The organism is Halomonas sp. B23F22_20, assembly GCF_043496985.1.
Taxonomy (GTDB): domain Bacteria; phylum Pseudomonadota; class Gammaproteobacteria; order Pseudomonadales; family Halomonadaceae; genus Halomonas.
In genome coordinates this window covers 94281-110141 of record NZ_JBIEKH010000006.1, presented here as the reverse complement: position 1 = coordinate 110141, position 15861 = coordinate 94281, and the positions used below count along the sequence as shown (strand labels likewise).

Below are 15861 nucleotides of genomic sequence, written 5' to 3'. Positions count from 1 at the left end.
GCACCACTCTTCGCCGCCGGCGGCCATCAGCCGCCGGTCATCATCAGCACGATCTGGGGATAGAAGATCACCAGGGCCACCACCAGGATGTCGGCGACCAGGAAGGTCGCGACCCCCTTGAAGATGTCCACCAGCGAGGCGTACTGCCCGGCGACGCCCTTGATGACGAAGATGTTCATGCCCACCGGCGGCGTGATCATGCCGATCTCCAGCAGCTTCACCAGCAGCACCCCGAACCAGATCAGGCTGACGTCGTAGAGCTCGAACACGGGCAGCAGCACCGGCAGAGTCACCAGCATGGCGCCGAACGGCTCCATGAACAGCCCCAGGAACAGGTAGATGCAGACAACCACCAGCATCAGCTCGAGATAGGAGGGATCCCAGCCGCTGACCGCTCCGGTGATGTAGCCGGCCAGCCCGCTCAGGCTGAGGAAGAGCGTGAACATGCTCGCCCCCACCCCGATGATCAGCAGCGCCGAGGTGGTGGTCAGCGTCTCGAGCAGCGCGGCCTTCATGGCCTCGCGATTCAGGCGGCCCAGCGCCAGGGCGATGACGATGGCCCCGGCGGCGCCCACGGCCCCGGCCTCGGTGGCGGTGAACACGCCAGAGAAAAGCCCGCCGAACACCAGCACGCCCAGCACCAGCACCGGCCATATATCGACCAGGGCCTCCCGGGCGCCGAGCTCGCGGGCGCCGACGGCCTCGCGAGGCACGATGTCAGGACGCCACCAGCTGACCAGCAGGATCACCAAGACATAGCTCAGCGCGGTCAACAGGCCGATGGTGATGCCGCCCAGGAACACCTGGGTGATGGAAACCTGGGCGAACACCCCGTAGACGATCATCAGGATGCTGGGCGGGATCAGCGCGCCGATGGTGCCGCCGGCAGCGATGGTGCCGCAGGCGAAGCTAGGCTTGTAACCGCCGCTGACCATCTCGGGGATGGCGATGCGGCCCATGGCCGCCGAGCAGGCCACGCTGGAGCCGCTCACCGCAGCGAAGCCGGAGCTGGCGACGATGCTCGAGATCGCCACCCCGCCAGGCAGCCAGCGGAACAGCACCTTGGCAGCATTGAACAATCCCTGGGTCAGGCCGGAATGGAAGCAGACGAAGCCCATCAGCAGGAACATGGGCACCGCACTGAGCGTCCATTTGGCGATGAACTCGTAAGGGGAGGACGACAGCATGCCGATGGCGGTGTCCCACCCCAGCATCAGGGTCATGCCGCCCAGCGAGACGCTGATCAGCGACAGGGCGACCGGCACGCGCAGGGCCAACAGTAACAGCAGGGCGGCGAGGCCATAGAGGCCGATGGAGACGGACATGATTCACCTCTCTCCTTGGCCGGCGGGCTCGGGGGCCTCGCCCCCAAGCAGCGCGGGCAGGCGGACGGCGCAGACCAGAGCCGCCAGGCCGAAGGCCACCGGCAGCACGAAATACGTCGGCCAGACGGGAATGGCGACATTGAGCGACATCACATAGGCGCCGATGTCGTACTGCTCCATGGCCTTGCCCCAGGTGGCCACGGCCAGGACGATATAGACCGCCATCGAGAGCACCACCACCAGGACGTCCGAGAGGCGCAGCAGCCAGGGACTCATCAGCCCCTCCAGGGCCTCCACGGCGATCATCCCCCGGCGGCGCTCCACCCAGCCCAGCGGCAGCAGCGCCATGGCGATCAGGTAATAGCGGGTCACCAGCTCGACCGTGGCGGGCACCGACACCGACAGGGTCCAGCGCAGTACCACGTCCAGGGTGATGTGAACCACCATCAGCAGCATGCCGAGGGTCCCGAGCAGCGCCAGGCCGACGGCGATCCGATCGGTCAAGCGATACAAAGCGGCCATGAGCGAGCCTCCAGCATCGTGGTCGGGCCCGGAGACCGACGTTCACGGCCTCCGGGGAGAGGCATCAGATGCCGTAGGTGGAAAAATCGACCTTGTCCCAGACCTCGCGGTTCACCGCCTCCGCCACGGCCTCAGGCTCCTCGCCGACCTCCTCGACGATGCCGTTCCACTTGTCGACCAGCGCGATGAAGCGGTCGAGCTTGGCACGAGCATCCTCGACGCCGTAACGCTCCTGGGCCTGCTCCGCGGCGTACGCGAGATCCTGCTCACCGAAGGCACGGTTGGCCTCGACCAGGGCCTCGTCGGGCTCGATGATCTCGATGTCATGCTCGCGGGCGATTTCCAGGGCCTCGTCGGTCATCTCGTAGGCCCAGCGCTCGATGGCCTGGGCGCTGGCCTCGGTCGAGGCGCGCACGATGGCCTCGCGATCCGCCGGCGTCAGGCTCTGCCAGGTCGTTTCGCTCACGGCATGGGAGATGGTGCTGTGGAACGTACCCAGGTCGAGTTTGGTGATGCTGTCGATCGCGTCTTCGAGACGGAACGAGATGATGTCGCCCATCGAAGCGACGGTGCCGTCGATGACGCCCTGGGAAAGCGCCTCGAACTGCTCGCCCACCGGGATCGAGGCCGGCGAGGCCGACATGGCCTCCGCCCAGCGCGAGTACTGCGGGCCCCCGACACGCAGTCGCAGCCCCTCGAGATCCTCCTGGGTGCGCACCGGCTGGGTGCTCAGCAGCTGGTAGGTATCGCTGGAGTGGGAGCTGGTGAAGACGATGCCGAGCGCCTTGAGCTCGGCCTGGCAGGCATCGCAGGTAGCGATGTACTCGGTCATCGCCGCGCCCATGGCATAGGAATTGGTGCCAAGCAGGGCCATGTCGCCGACCAGGTTGATCTCGGGCAGATCGGCAGGGAAATAGGCCGGCAGGAACAGCCCCACCTCCACCAGACCGCTGCGCATGGCGTTGCGCATGTTGCCGATCGAGGCGATCTCGGTGCCGAGAAGCTGCCCCCCCAGGCTGCCATCCGTCGCCTCCCCCAGCTGGTCCACGAAGTCAGTATAGAGCGGCGTGTGGGCCGGATGCGCCGGCGGCACCCCCGGCGCCATGCGCAGGTCGCGGGCCTGGGCCTGGCCGACGAGCGTCAGGCTGCCCAGGGCGGCGGCGATGGCGAGGGTCTTGAAGGGACGATGCATCATGGATCACCTCAGCGGTAGGATGGCGTTGTATTTGTTTATTTATAAAACAATAGATTTTTACATCTATCTTGAAGCCGATTATAGGCCACACAACCGCTATGCCCGATACCAGACTTTGGTATGAACGGCGCCGCCATGGTCTTGGCCCATGCCACGGGCGCCACCGGGCACCCAAGTCGCCATGGACCATGGGGCGCCTGGTGGCGTCTCGTGGCGCCGTGCCCAAGGGCACCGGGAGCGGAAGACGGCCTAGCCCAGGGCCACCCTCACCTCCTCCGGCACCGGCCGGCCCTGCAGGCGTTGCGGGTCGTCCGGGTGCCATCCCGCCCACACGCGGGTCACGGTGGCCTCCACGGTCAACTCCTCGCCACGATGCAGCACATGGTGCACGTCGAAGCTGCTGCGCCGGAACTCGGCGATCCGCGTCTCGATGCGCACCTCGTCGCCGAAGCGACAGGGGGCCAGGAAACGGCTGCGCAGGTCGACCACCGGGTAGCCGATCACCGCGAAGCGCGCCTGCAGGGTCGCCAGGTCGAGACCGGCCTTGGCGAACAACAGGCAGGTGCCATGATCGAAGTAGGCCAGATAGCGGGGATGGAAGACGATCCCCGCCGGGTCGCAGTCGCCCCATTCGATGGTGCGAACATGGGTATGGGTCAGCATGGGCTCCTCACCGGGGCTGGGCTCAGTCGAGCCGCAGTACTCTCTCGAACGGCGCGTCGGCGTAGAGCTCGTCGACGATGGCGGCGCGATTCTCCAGCACCGCTCGCTGGTTGATCGAGCCCTTGTCGGTGGCCTCGTTGGCATCCAGGCGCGGCGGCTCGTCGAGCAGCACCGCGCGTCGGACGCGATTCGAGCTGCCCGTGCTGTGCTCGGCAAGTTCGCCCAGCAGGCGGCGGAAGCGCTCGCGCACCGGCTCGCTGGCCAGCACCTCCGCGACCGTCGCCTCCCGGCCAGCCCCTGCCAGCTCACGGCACTTGTCGAGCTCGGGGAAGACCAGGATCGAGACATGGGAGCGGTCGATCCCGGCGATCACCACGTCCTTGACGTGGGGCGCGCCAAGCTCGATGACGCGGGCCCGCAGCGGGCCGACGCTCACCCAGGTGCCGGTATCGAGCTTGAAGTCCTCGGAGATGCGTCCGTCGAAGCGCATGCCGCGCTGGGGCGTTTCAGGGTCGATGAACTTGACCGCATCGCCCAGGCAGTAGAAGCCCTCCTCGTCGAAGCTCTTGGCGGTGATCTCGGGCTGACGCCAGTAGCCTGGCATGACGCTTGGCCCCTTCACCCGGCACTCCAGCTTGCCGCCGTTGGGCACCAGTTTGACCGTCACGCCGCGGGCCGGCAGCCCGACCACGCCGGAGCGAGATTCCTCCAGCGAGGCGAACATCGCCGAGGGCGCCGTCTCGGTGGCGCCCAGCCCGGTCAGCATGCCCACCTTGCAGCCGAGCGTCTGGATAGCCAGGCGATCGAGCTCATCCCAGACGTGCTGAGAGAGTCCCGCGGCGGCGAAGAACATCAGGTTGAGACGCGAGAAAAAGGTCTCGCGCAGGGCATCGTCGCGCTTCAGGTGTTCGACCAGGATCTCGAAGCCCTTGGGCACGTTGAAATAGATCGTCGGGGCGATCTCGCGCAGGTTGTCGAGGGTCTTGTCGAACTCCCCCGGCACCGGGCGCCCGTCGTCGATATAGAGGCTTCCGCCGTTGTAGAGCACGATCCCGGCATTGTGGTTGCCGCCGAAGGTATGGTTCCAGGGCAGCCAGTCGACCAGCACCGGCGGCTCGTCGCGCAGGAAGGGCATCTGCGCCGCCAACATCTCCTGGTTGGCGCACAGCATCTGGTTGGTGTTGATCACCCCCTTGGGCATGCCGGTGGAGCCGGAGGTGAACAGGAACTTGGCGATGGTGTCGGGGGTGACGGCCGCATGGGCCGAGTCGACCGCCTCGCTGACCGGGGTATCAAGCAGCTCGCAGAACTGGCGCGCCCCGTCCACGGCTCCGGGGTCCACGGCCAGGCAGTCGCAGTCGTCAGGCTTGACCGCCGCCAGGGCGGAGGCGAAATCGTCGGCTCGATCGACCATCACCATGCCCGGCGTCAGCAGATCGACGATATGACGCAGCTTGACGAAGTCACGGCTGATCAGCGAGTAGGCGGGGGAGATCGATGCATAGGGAATGCCCACGTACATGGCGGCCATCGCCAGCAGCAGATGCTCCACGGAGTTGCCGCTGAGGATGACGAGAGGACGCTCGACGCTCAGCCCTGCATCGAGCAGGCCCTGGGCCAGGCAGCGCACCCGCTCGCGGGTCTCGGCATAGCTCAATCGTCGCCATTGGCCCGTGTCATCACGACGCGCCACGAAGCAGCGCTCCGGGGCCTCGGCTGCCCAGTGATCCAGGCAATCCATCAGAGTATCCGGATACTCGCCGAGCGGCTCGGCGACTCGCAGCAGTTGGACGCCATCATCGCGGCGCGTGAGCTGCGCCGTCGCTTCACCCAGACGGACATCGCGGAAGGAATGTAGCATGTTAGCACCCGGTCATTGTGTCGTTGTCGAGAAGGCTCGATCTGCCCTACCCCGGGCATCGATGCCTTGGTAGCATGCTCTTCAATAGTTCCACATATTGTTTAGGTGCAAAACATTATATGTGTTAAACATTGGTCTAGGGTGCCGCTGCGAGCGGCTCCGACCGCCTTTGTGCGCCTGACGCTTTCACACGAGCAGAGCAGACACATGAATCACGACGACAGTAATGAGATCGACTATTCGATGCTGAAGTCACGCCTCGGCTACAAGCTGCGGCGCGCCCAGATGGTCTACTTCGACGTCTTCGCCGAGGCCTGTGCCAGGGAAGGCATCACCCCGGGCCTGTTCGGCATCCTCGCCATCGTCTATCACAACCCCGGACTGACCCAGTCGGCTGTCTCGAATGCGCTGGACGTGGACCGCTCCGCCATGGTGGCGGCGATCGACAAGCTGGAGGGCATGGAAGTGATCGAGCGACGCAAGTCGAAGCACGACCGTCGCTCCTATGCGCTCTACCTGACACCGAAGGGCAAGACCTTCACCGAACGTCTCAATCAGAAGGTCGAGGCGGGCGAGGAGGCGTTCACCACCTTCATGGAAGAAGGAGAACGAGAGCAACTGCTGGAGACCCTCGACCGGATCATCCAGGCTCGCAGGGGAAGCTGAGACAAGACGACATCGCCGGCGACGGCAACGCCCCCACCGAGCGAGGTCGTTGCCACAAGGCGTCGCAGCGGCTAGAAGTCGAAGAACACCGTCTCGCCCTCGCCCTGCAGGCGAATATCGAGGCGATAGCGCACCTTGCCGTCCACTTCCTCGCGCTTGGCGATCAGCGTCTGGCGCCGGGTCGGTGACTCGATGGCGCTCAGCACCGGGCAGGCGGCGTTGGCCTGGGCCTCGTCCTCGAAATAGAGCCGGGTCTGCAGCTGGATGTTGATGCCTCGGGCGAAGATCGCCAGGTTGATGTGAGGCGCCATGACCTTGCCGTCGCCGCGGGTCACCGCCCCCGGCTTGATGGTCTCGAAGCGCCACTCGCTGGCGCCTTCTGCGGTGGTGGCGGTGCGACCAAAGCCGTTGAACGGCTGCTCGAGATCGAATCCGGGCCGGTATACGCCCTGGCTATCGGACTGCCAGGCCTCGATCAGGGCGTCGCGCACCGGGTCGCCGTTGCCGTCGATGACGGTGCCGATCACCTCGATATGCTCGCCCTCGGCCTCCGGCTTGGCCATGCGATTCCAGATCTCTTCCTCACGCTCGGGCAGGCCGGCCACGTCCAGGGCCAGGCCGATATGCACGTAGGGCCCCGCGGTCTGGGAGGCGGTCTCGCGCAGCATCAGCTCAGCGGTGGGGGTCGAATTGGGCTGTTTCATGATGGTCCCCTGATCCTGTATCACTGATTCTCGAACCAGCTCATTGATTTTCGAAATAGGTCTGCAGCTCGCCGCGCACCACCAGGTCGAAGCGATAGGCCAGGCAATCCATGGGCTTGCTTTGCGCCATGTCGAGTCGACCGATCATGGTCTCGACGGCCTCGGGGTCCTTGAGGGTCTGTACGATGGGGCAGATCGGGATCAGCGGATCGCCCTCGAAATACATCTGGGTGATCAGGCGGGTGGAGATCGCCGGGCCCATCACCGAGACGTGGATATGGGCCGGGCGCCAAGTGTTGATGCCGTTGCCCCAGGGGTAGGGGCCGGGCTTGACGGTACGGAAGCGGTACCAGCCCTGCTCGTCGGTGAGACAACGCCCCACGCCGCCGAAGTTGGGGTCGAGCGGGGCCAGGTAGGCGTCCTTCTTGTGGCGATAGCGGCCACCCGCGTTGGCCTGCCACATTTCCACCAGGGTATGCGGCACCGGCTTGCCGAACTGGTCGACCACGCGGCCGAACAGCATCATGCGCTCGCCGACCGGCAGGCCATCCTGCCCCTGGCCCTCCCGATAGTTCATCAGCAGGTCGTTGTCGTAACGTCCCATACGCAGCCGGCGGAAGTCGGGGCCGCCGAGCTCGGAGATGCTGGGCGACTGCAGACTCACCAGGGCCTGGCTCGGCGAGCGGGCCACGGAGGTCTTGTAGCCGGGCGCATAGGCCGGCGGATGCCAGTCACGGTCGCGTTCCACGAAACGCTTATTATCGTCTTGCATATGGCGTGTCTCTTGCTGGCTGACGGGAGTGGCACCGCCGGCAAGGACGGAACGCCACCTCATGACAGCCAGTGTGGCGCCTCGTCGCGGGGCTGCCAATTGACGTCTCGCCGAGGAGGTATAACTCCATGGTTATATCTTCGATAGTACGAAGGCCCCTCGATCGAGGGGCCTTCGCGTACTGAACGGATGGCAGCATGCGAGCCGCCGGCACCTTGCCCTGGCTGACTAGGGAGGCGCTGATTTATGTCGCGAGCGATGAGAGGCGGGGGCGCCTAGCCTGGCCGCCGCCGGAGCGCAGAACCGAGCGAAGCGACAAAACATCCGGAGGATGGCCCCGAAGGGGTGAGGAACCGAAGGTTCCGAATCAACCGGAGTGTAGCCTGCTACATGAGGATTCCGGTCGGACCGGCGTACCGGCACCGCCGGCGACCAGGATCGCTAGGTTCGTTCCCGACGAACCTACGCATTTCCCACCTCCCTGTGGGTCATCGAGCGCAGCAATAAATCAGCGTTTCCCCTAGTGCGCCAGCATCTCCTCGGCGATCTCCTGCCCCTCCAGGTCGGCGGGGTAGTAGGTCGGCCAGTGCTCGACCTCTTCCAGCAGCGCCTGGCGATCGTCGCCCCAGTACAGGTGGTAATGCCCGGCGTCGTTCGGGGCGATCGCGTGATCGCTGAACTGGATGAACTCGGGCAGCGCCTCGCCCCCGGCTTGCCGCTCGAAGATATAGCGGACACCGCGGTTGCCGGCCTCGTAGGTCAGGATCTCGTAGCCGTCATAGGCGTACTCGCCGGTGCGCGACCCTTGCGGGTCATGGAAGGTGACGTCGTTGCCGTCGATCTCGATGCGCGCCACGTCCGTCTGGTAGCCCTTCTGGTAATACGCCTTGTAGTCGTCGGCCGTCTTGTCGGCGCTGTCCGCCGCCTTGGCGGCCATCACCTCGTCGAGGGTGCCATCCTGCAGGTACGGATACACCGACTGCCAGTCGCCCTGCCAGTCCGCCAGCGAACGGTCCTCGACCTGGCTGTCGTCGAAATAGCCGGCGTAGATGTCCTCGTCGTGGTCGTGCCCATGATCATGCGCGTGGTCGTGGTCGTGGTCGTGGTCGTGGTCGTGGTCGTGCCCATGATCGTGATGGCCATGCGCGTGGTCATGCTCGCCGTCGGCCGACTGGGCAAGAGCCCACTGGCTGGCCGTCACCGACAGCATGGCGATGGCCATCACACTCAGCTTCCTGGAATATCGCGTGCTCAAGGTATTTCCTCCGGGGTCGTCGCACTTGCATCGCACCGGGGTCGGCGCTCGAAAAATATGTTATAACATAACCAAAAAAGGACGCGCGACACCGCTTCGCATCCTCCGGGCATATTCCTGGCATCAAGGCTCCCACGGGGCACGGAGCGCTTACTCGCCGGGCCGCCCAGACCGTGGCTCCGCGGCCACCTCCCGCAGCACCTCGCAGAACGCCTCCAGGGCCAGCGAGGGCTGCATGGTGGCGTTGGTGCACAGCCCCACCGAACCGCCCTGCCCCTCCAGCGGCAGCGCCAGCTCGACGAGGCGGCCGTCGGCGAGATCGTCGAGCACCGACTCCCGGGGCGCCACCCAGATGGCGTCCCCTTCCTGGGTGAAGCGGCGGCTGATCGGCAACGACAGGGTCTCCAGCAGCCGGCCGGGCAGCGTCAGCGAATGGCGCACGCAGAAGCTGTCGACCTGCTGGCGCAGGGTGGTGCGAGGCGGCGGCACCACCCAGGGAAAATCGACCAGCCGCGCCGGAGCCAGGGGATCGACGCCGGCCAGCAGGTGGCCGCGGCTCACCACCAGCAGCAGCGGCTCGTAGTAGAGGTGCTCGAAGGCCAGGTCACGGATCTCGCGGGCCTCGGTCATGCGCCCCACCACCAGGTCGAGCTCGCCGAGCCGCAGCTGCGAGAGCAGAAAGGCACTAGAGCCGGCCACCACGTTGACGCCAACCTCGGCCGCCGCGTTCTCCTGCCATCGCTGGATGGCGACGGGCAGCAGCCGGCTCTCCACGGTGGACAGCGCACCGACGCGCAGCCACTGCCCCCGGTGGGCATCGCCCACCGCGGTCACGCCCTCCTCCAGCGCGCGGATCGCCGGCCCGGCGTGGCGCAGGAAGGTCAGCCCGGCCTGAGTCAGCGCCACGCCCTGGGCGCTGCGCTCGAACAGCTCGGCGCCCAGGACCTCCTCGAGTTCGCGGATAGTCTTGGAGACGCCCGGCTGGCTGATCGCCAGACTGTCGGCGGCACGGGCAAAGCTGCGTCGCTTGGCGACCTCCAGGAAGGCCTGCAAATGGCGCAGCTTGATACGCGAACTCAACATCGGGGGCTCAGTCCTGCGCCTCGCCCCAGCCCAATTGCTTGGCCAGCGCGAAGGCATGGTTGGCCGCCGGCACGCCACCGTAGATGGCCACATGCATCAGCACCTGGCGCAGCTGAGCCTCGCTGAGGCCGATGCGCTTGGCGGTCTTGAGATGCAGCTCCAGCTCCTCGCGGCCCAGGGCGGCGAGGATGCCGGTGGTGATCATGCTGCGCTCGGCGCGGGTCAGATCCTCGTTGCCCCACAGCTCGCCCCAGGCCAGCCGGGTGATCATCTGCTGGAAGGGCGCGTCCAGGCTGGTGGCGTTCTCGGTGGAGCGCGCCACATGGGCCTCGCCCAGCACCTGCTTGCGGGTCTCGAGCCCCTCGGCGTAGGCCACGCCCTGTTCACCGACCTGCGAGCGATCCGCGGCCATCCACAGCAGCAACCGCTTGGCGAATGCCTCGGGGACCTCCACCGAGGGCACGTGGCCGACGGCCTCGATGACCTCCAGCGGTGCGCCGCCGCACTCGGCGGCCAGGGTCTGCAGGGTCTCCGGCGGCGTCGCCATGTCCTCGCTGCCGCCCAGCAGATGGACGTCGACGCCCTCCGGACCGGCACAGGACTCCTTGAGCCGGCCACGAAAGTCGGTGCGGCCAAGCATCTCGCACAGCCGGGCGTAGCTCTCGCCGTCGGTGCGCGCCATCTGGACGCACCAGCCGCTCTCCAGGGCCGGGACGCGCTTGATCAGGTCGGCGGCGAACCAGCGCGGCACGATCTCGCTAGCCATGGTGGCCAGGCCTTCCTCGCGCACTCGGCCGGCCCGGGTATTCCACAGCTCGGCGTTGCCGATCACCGCGCCGGTGTTGGTCAGGGTGGCCGACAGCAGCCGCTCGGCGTTCGCCTGGATCAGCTGCTGACCGACCACCCCACCGATGGAGGTACCGACGAAGTGGAAGCGCGCCGCACCGGCCCGCTCGGCCAGGGCCAGCGCCTCGGCGGCCAGCGCCTCCGGGGTGATCTCGCCGCCGTCGGCCGGCCAGGCCTCGCTGGCGCCGTGCCCGGGCAGGTCCCAGGTCAGCACACGATAGCGCGGCAGCAGCGCCGCCAGCACGTCGTCCCACACCGCCTGGGTCATGCCCAGCGGATGGGCCAGGATCACCAGCGGGTTGGCCTCGGCGCCCAGTAGGCGATAGGCCACGCTGCGACCCTCGATGTTCAGAAATGCCATGAAACACTCTCCCATCCTCAGGCGTCGAATCACGGCTCGGCGCCCGATTGGAAACCGTGGGAAGAGGGAAGACCGATGCTCGGCACCTGGAAGAGGACAGAAATCTCGGTCTTTCTTCCTTCCCTCTTCTACCTTCCCTCTTCCCTCTTGTACCTCTTACACCCTTTCGATCAGCGTCGCGATGCCTTGCCCCACGCCGACGCACATAGTGCACAGTGCATAGCGCTTGCCGGTCTTCTGAAGCTCATGGGCGGCGGTCATCAGCAGCCTCGCGCCGGACATGCCCAGCGGATGGCCCAGGGCGATGGCGCCGCCGTTGGGGTTCACCCGCGGGTCGTCGTCCTCGAGACCCAGATCGCGCATGCAGGCGAGCGCCTGGGCGGCAAAGGCCTCGTTGAGCTCGATGACGTCGATCTCGTCCAACGACACGCCGGTCCGCTCCAGCAGGCGACGCACCGCAGGCACCGGACCATAGCCCATGATACGCGGCTCCACGCCAGCGGTGGCCATGCCGACGATCCTGGCCATGGGCGTCAGGCCGTGCTGCTCCACCGCCGCCTGGCTGGCGACCAGCATGGCCGCGGCACCGTCGTTGACCCCGGAGGCGTTGCCGGCGGTGACGCTGCCGCCCTCGGCCTTGAAGGGCGTCGGCAGCTTGGCGAGCTTCTCGACGGTGGTGCCGGCACGCGGATGCTCGTCGGTATCGAAGATCAGCGGCTCCTGCTTGCGGCGCGGGATCTCGATGGCCACGATCTCCTCGGCAAAGCGCCCGGCCTCTTGTGCCTCGGCGACCTTGGCCTGGGAGCGCGCGGCGAAGGCGTCCTGGTCCTCGCGGGAGATGCCGAACTGCTCGGCCACGTTCTCCGCGGTCTCGGGCATCGAGTGGGTCTCGTAGGCCTTCTTCATCAGCGGATTGACGAAGCGCCAGCCGATGGTGGTGTCCTCGATCTGCTGCCCGCGGGAGAAAGCGCTCTCGGCCTTGCCCATCACGTAGGGCGCGCGGGACATGGACTCCACGCCACCGGCCAGCGCCAGGTCCATCTCGCCGGCCTTGATGGCGCGGAAGGCGGTACCCACGGCGTCCATGCCCGAGCCGCACAGGCGGTTCATGGTGGTACCGGGAATGGAGGCCGGCAGGCCGGCCAGCAGCGACGACATGCGTGCCACGTTGCGGTTGTCCTCGCCGGCCTGATTGGCGCAGCCCATGAAGACTTCCTCGATCGCCGCGGCCTCGAGCCTCGGCGCCTCGGCCAGCACGGCCTTGAAGATGTCGGCGGCCAGGTCGTCGGGACGCACGCTGGCCAATGTGCCGCCGAAGCGGCCGATGGCGCTGCGGCGGGGATGACAGAGATAGACGTCGGTCATGCTGGAATCTCCTGATTTACTGGCCGGTGTGAGCGCGGGCGGTCCTGTCCTTGAGCTCACGCAACACCTCGAGCTCGCGGGCACTGGGCTCCGGGGTGCTCTCCAGCTGCTCGGCGAAGCGGATCTCCCAGCCGGTGGCCTCCTGGACCTGCTCGGCGGTCACGCCCGGGTGCAGCGACACCACCGTGAGCTCCTTGGTCTCGGGGTCCGGCTTCATCACGCACAGGTCGGTGATCACCCGTGTCGGGCCCTTGCCGATGTTGGGCACCCCGTCGCGGCCCTTGCCGTCGCGGCCGAAGCCCAGGGTGGTGACGAAATCGACCTGGTCGACGAAGGCGCGCTTGGAGTGCTTGAGGGTGATGAAGACCTCACCGGCGTTGGTCGCAATCTCCGGCGCGCCACCGCCGCCCGGCAGGCGCACCTTGGGTGCGGTGTAGTCGCCGATCAGGGTGGTGTTGAGGTTGCAGTAGCGGTCAATCTGGGCGGTGCCGAGGAAACCGACGTTGATCTTGCCGCCCTGCAGCCAGTAGCGGAACATTTCCGGCACCGAGACGGTGGTCAGCGCGGTCTCGCACAGTTCGCCGTCGCCGATCGACAGCGGCAGCACCTCGGGCTTGGTCTGCAGGGTGCCGGATTCGTAGATCAGCACCACATCCGGGGCATGGGTCAGGCGCGCCAGGTTGGCGGCCTCCGAGGGCAGGCCGATGCCGACGAAGCAGGTGGTGCCGTTTTCCAGCGCCCGCGCGGCGGTCACGGTCATCATCTCGCCGGCGGTGTAGTCCAGGCTCTTTTCGACGGTACTCATCAGGCGTTCCCCCCGGCGTTCATGACGTTGTCGTCGATCCATTGGGTGAAGGCATCGCGGTCGCGGGCGATGGCGTCCCACTCCTTGTAGAAGCTGTTGTTGCGCGGGTAGTAACCGTGCGCATAGGACGGCAGCGAGCCCTTCTCGGCCACGGCGATGGCGTCGATGGCCCAGCCCGGGATCACGCAGGCATTGGGATGCGTATCGAGATCGTCGACGATTTCCTCGACGGTGACGATGCTGTGCTTGGCGGCCAGCACGGCTTCCTTCTGCACGCCGACGATGCCCTCGACCAGCACGTTGCCGGCGCGATCGGCCTTCTGGGCATGCACGATGGAGACGTCCGGACGCACAGACGGCACCGCGGCCAGGCGCTCGCCGGTGAAGGGGCATTCGATGAACTTGATCTGGTCGTTGACGTTGGGCAGCTCGCTGCCGACGTAGCCGCGCAGCACGGCCAGCGGCAGTCCGGCGGCGCCGGCCTCGAAGGCGCAGGCCATGGCGGCGTGGCTGTGCTCGAGAATCTCGATCTTGTGCGGCCAGCCCTTCTCGACGGCGTCGCGCAGGCGGTGCAGGGAACCCACGCCGGGATTGCCGCCCCAGGAAAAGATCACCTTCTTCGCGCAGCCGGCGCCGATCAGCTGGTCGTAGACCAGGTCCGGCGTCATGCGGATCAGGGTCAGGTCACGCTTGCCCTGGCGAATGACTTCGTGCCCGGCGGCAAAGGGAATCAGATGGGTGAAGCCTTCCATGGCCACGGTGGCGCCGTCTTCGACGTAGCGCGCCACCGCGTCATGCAGGCTGAGGAGCTCGGCCATGATGTTCGCCTCTCGGTTGGAACACCGCGGGAACCCGTCCGAGAGGCCCACGCTGGCGTTCGAGGATTGCTGTTCGAGCGCCTGCGCGTTCGAACCTTGATGTGCGCTATGTGAACATAGGTTTGTGATACGAACAAAATAATCCGCACGACAGGCATCGTCAAATCACCACGCAAGAGGGGGCCGACAATGCCGGCCCCCTCTCTCGTGACTTTTTTATCGATATTTCAAGGTGTTAATTAGCACTCTAACCAGGCGATCGCCCGCGCCACCTGCGCTACGCTGCTACCAAGGTATAAGGCCGGGTCGCTGGCGGCCTCGAGATCGGCACGCTCGAATTCGGCCGCCAGTTCTCCATGCCGGGACACCAGCAACGCTTCGAGCGCGTCGGCATAGGCACCGCCCTGGCGGCGGGCCTGCTCCGCCGCTTCCGCCGCCAGCCCCTTGGCCGCGTCAGGGCCCAGGCGGGGCGTCAGCAGCCTGGCCACCGGCTCGGCCATGATCGCGCCGCCGGTCACCGCGAGGTTGCGTCGCATGGCCTCGCCATGGACCTCCAGGCCTTCGAGCAGCACGGCGGCCTGCTCGAGGGCGCCTTCCAGCAGCAGCGCGCTGTCGACCAGAGGCCCCCACTCGGCATGCCATTCGCCAAGCCCTCGCTCCAGCGGCTGTGCCGTGGCGTTGAGGATCACCGAGGTGTGGCCATGGATCTGTCGGCAGGCCCCACGGATCATCGCACTGCGCACCGGGTTGCGCTTGTGAGGCATCGACGACGACTCCCCCATGCCCTCGCCTGCCGGCTCGGACACCTCGCCGAGCTCGGTCTGGGTCATCAGGGCGACGTCCAGCGCCAGCTTCTCGGCGGCGCCGGCCACGGCGTCGAAAGCCGTCGCCAGGGCATGTATCGGCTGACGATCGGTGTGCCATGGCAGCACCGGCGCCGACAGCCCGAGGCGTTCGGCAAGGCCGTCCATGACGCTGAGGCCGAGGCCCTCCCGGCCCGGCTCGTCTAAACCAGAGTGCACGCCCACGGCACCGCCGAACTGCACCGGCAGCCCCGGTCTGGCCAGCGCGGCCAGGCGCCGGCGCGCCTGCTCGAGGCCCAGCGCCCAGTGCGCCACCTTGACGCCGAAGGTGATCGGCAATGCCTGCTGCATCAGCGTGCGTCCGACCATCGGCGTCCGTTCATGGGCCTGCATCAGGGGCAGCGCCGCCCTGCGGCAGCGCAGGAGCAGCGCATCCAGGCTGGCCAGCCGTGGCGTCAGCAGGACCATCAGGGCAGAATCGACCACGTCCTGACTGGTGGCGCCGAGATGCCAGTAGCGCTTGAGGTCGTCGGACAGCGCGGCACGCCCGGCCTTGACGAAGGGAATGGCCGCGTTGCCGCCACGGGCGATGCCGGCGGCGATCGCGGACATGTCGAAGGCGTGCCCCTCCAGCTGCTCGCGCATGCGTTCGGCGGTCCCGGCGGGAATGCCCCCTTCGGCCTCCTGGGTGTCGGCCAGGGCCAGCTCGAAGGCCAGCATGGCGGCGATGAAGTCCTCATCGCGGCTGGCGGCCAGGGCGTGCTGGCTCATGAAGGGACGCTGAATCAGATCGGCGGGCATGGCAGGATCTCCCTAG

15 protein-coding genes are annotated in these 15861 nt (G+C 66.8%); 1 reads left to right on the top strand and 14 read right to left on the bottom strand.

From position 1 onward, the window contains the following. Nucleotides 1–26 precede the first annotated feature (26 nt). The 5 genes from ACGTN6_RS06380 to ACGTN6_RS06360 form a co-directional block, all read right to left on the bottom strand. Nucleotides 27–1325 carry a TRAP transporter large permease gene (locus ACGTN6_RS06380; protein WP_394590518.1) on the bottom strand — a complete coding sequence of 433 codons (1299 nt, stop codon included), beginning with the start codon at nucleotides 1323–1325 and terminating at the stop codon, nucleotides 27–29. A gap of 3 nt (nucleotides 1326–1328) precedes the next feature. Continuing rightward, nucleotides 1329–1847: a TRAP transporter small permease gene (locus tag ACGTN6_RS06375; protein ID WP_394590517.1), complete on the bottom strand. Its 519-nt coding sequence runs from the start codon at nucleotides 1845–1847 to the stop codon at nucleotides 1329–1331. Nucleotides 1848–1911: 64 nt separating this feature from the next. Beyond that, entirely contained in the window at nucleotides 1912–3042 is a 1131-nt protein-coding gene (locus ACGTN6_RS06370) for a C4-dicarboxylate TRAP transporter substrate-binding protein (protein WP_394590516.1), read from the bottom strand. 249 nt (nucleotides 3043–3291) lie between these two features. Continuing rightward, nucleotides 3292–3705 (bottom strand): acyl-CoA thioesterase, encoded by a 414-nt coding sequence (locus ACGTN6_RS06365; protein ID WP_394590515.1) that lies wholly within the window; start codon nucleotides 3703–3705, stop codon nucleotides 3292–3294. A 22-nt stretch (nucleotides 3706–3727) separates the two neighbouring features. Beyond that, nucleotides 3728–5566, bottom strand: a complete 1839-nt coding sequence (locus ACGTN6_RS06360) for a feruloyl-CoA synthase (protein ID WP_394590514.1) — start codon at nucleotides 5564–5566, stop codon at nucleotides 3728–3730. Nucleotides 5567–5773: 207 nt separating this feature from the next. Between ACGTN6_RS06360 and ACGTN6_RS06355 the strand changes: the two genes are divergently transcribed. Continuing rightward, nucleotides 5774–6232 carry a MarR family winged helix-turn-helix transcriptional regulator gene (locus tag ACGTN6_RS06355; protein WP_183386035.1) on the top strand — a complete coding sequence of 153 codons (459 nt, stop codon included), beginning with the start codon at nucleotides 5774–5776 and terminating at the stop codon, nucleotides 6230–6232. A gap of 71 nt (nucleotides 6233–6303) precedes the next feature. On the opposite strand, the gene pcaG is transcribed toward ACGTN6_RS06355, so the two are convergent. The 9 genes from pcaG to ACGTN6_RS06310 all read right to left on the bottom strand — a co-directional run bounded on the left by pcaG (nucleotide 6304) and on the right by ACGTN6_RS06310 (nucleotide 15845). Continuing rightward, nucleotides 6304–6936: a protocatechuate 3,4-dioxygenase subunit alpha gene (gene pcaG / locus ACGTN6_RS06350; protein WP_394590513.1), complete on the bottom strand. Its 633-nt coding sequence runs from the start codon at nucleotides 6934–6936 to the stop codon at nucleotides 6304–6306. A gap of 40 nt (nucleotides 6937–6976) precedes the next feature. Further along, entirely contained in the window at nucleotides 6977–7708 is a 732-nt protein-coding gene (pcaH, locus tag ACGTN6_RS06345; protein WP_183386038.1) for a protocatechuate 3,4-dioxygenase subunit beta, read from the bottom strand. 520 nt (nucleotides 7709–8228) lie between these two features. Beyond that, nucleotides 8229–8963 (bottom strand): metal-binding protein ZinT, encoded by a 735-nt coding sequence (locus ACGTN6_RS06340; protein ID WP_394590510.1) that lies wholly within the window; start codon nucleotides 8961–8963, stop codon nucleotides 8229–8231. Between the two features lie 150 nt (nucleotides 8964–9113). Next, nucleotides 9114–10046: a pca operon transcription factor PcaQ gene (gene pcaQ / locus ACGTN6_RS06335; protein WP_394590508.1), complete on the bottom strand. Its 933-nt coding sequence runs from the start codon at nucleotides 10044–10046 to the stop codon at nucleotides 9114–9116. A 7-nt stretch (nucleotides 10047–10053) separates the two neighbouring features. Further along, nucleotides 10054–11253, bottom strand: a complete 1200-nt coding sequence (locus ACGTN6_RS06330; RefSeq protein ID WP_394590506.1) for an alpha/beta fold hydrolase — start codon at nucleotides 11251–11253, stop codon at nucleotides 10054–10056. Between the two features lie 156 nt (nucleotides 11254–11409). Next, complete coding sequence (gene pcaF, locus ACGTN6_RS06325; protein ID WP_394590504.1) at nucleotides 11410–12618, bottom strand: 3-oxoadipyl-CoA thiolase; 1209 nt, start codon at nucleotides 12616–12618, stop codon at nucleotides 11410–11412. A 16-nt stretch (nucleotides 12619–12634) separates the two neighbouring features. Further along, the gene (locus tag ACGTN6_RS06320; protein ID WP_444875041.1) at nucleotides 12635–13423 is read right to left on the bottom strand and encodes a CoA-transferase subunit beta; all 789 of its coding nucleotides are present in this window, start codon (nucleotides 13421–13423) and stop codon (nucleotides 12635–12637) included. After that, a complete protein-coding gene (locus ACGTN6_RS06315; protein ID WP_394590502.1) occupies nucleotides 13423–14241 on the bottom strand; it encodes a CoA transferase subunit A in 819 nt (272 codons plus the stop codon). Before ACGTN6_RS06315 ends, ACGTN6_RS06320 begins: the two co-directional genes overlap by 1 nt. A 239-nt stretch (nucleotides 14242–14480) precedes the next feature. After that, nucleotides 14481–15845 carry a lyase family protein gene (locus tag ACGTN6_RS06310; RefSeq protein ID WP_394590500.1) on the bottom strand — a complete coding sequence of 455 codons (1365 nt, stop codon included), beginning with the start codon at nucleotides 15843–15845 and terminating at the stop codon, nucleotides 14481–14483. Between the last annotated feature and the right edge of the window lie 16 nt (nucleotides 15846–15861).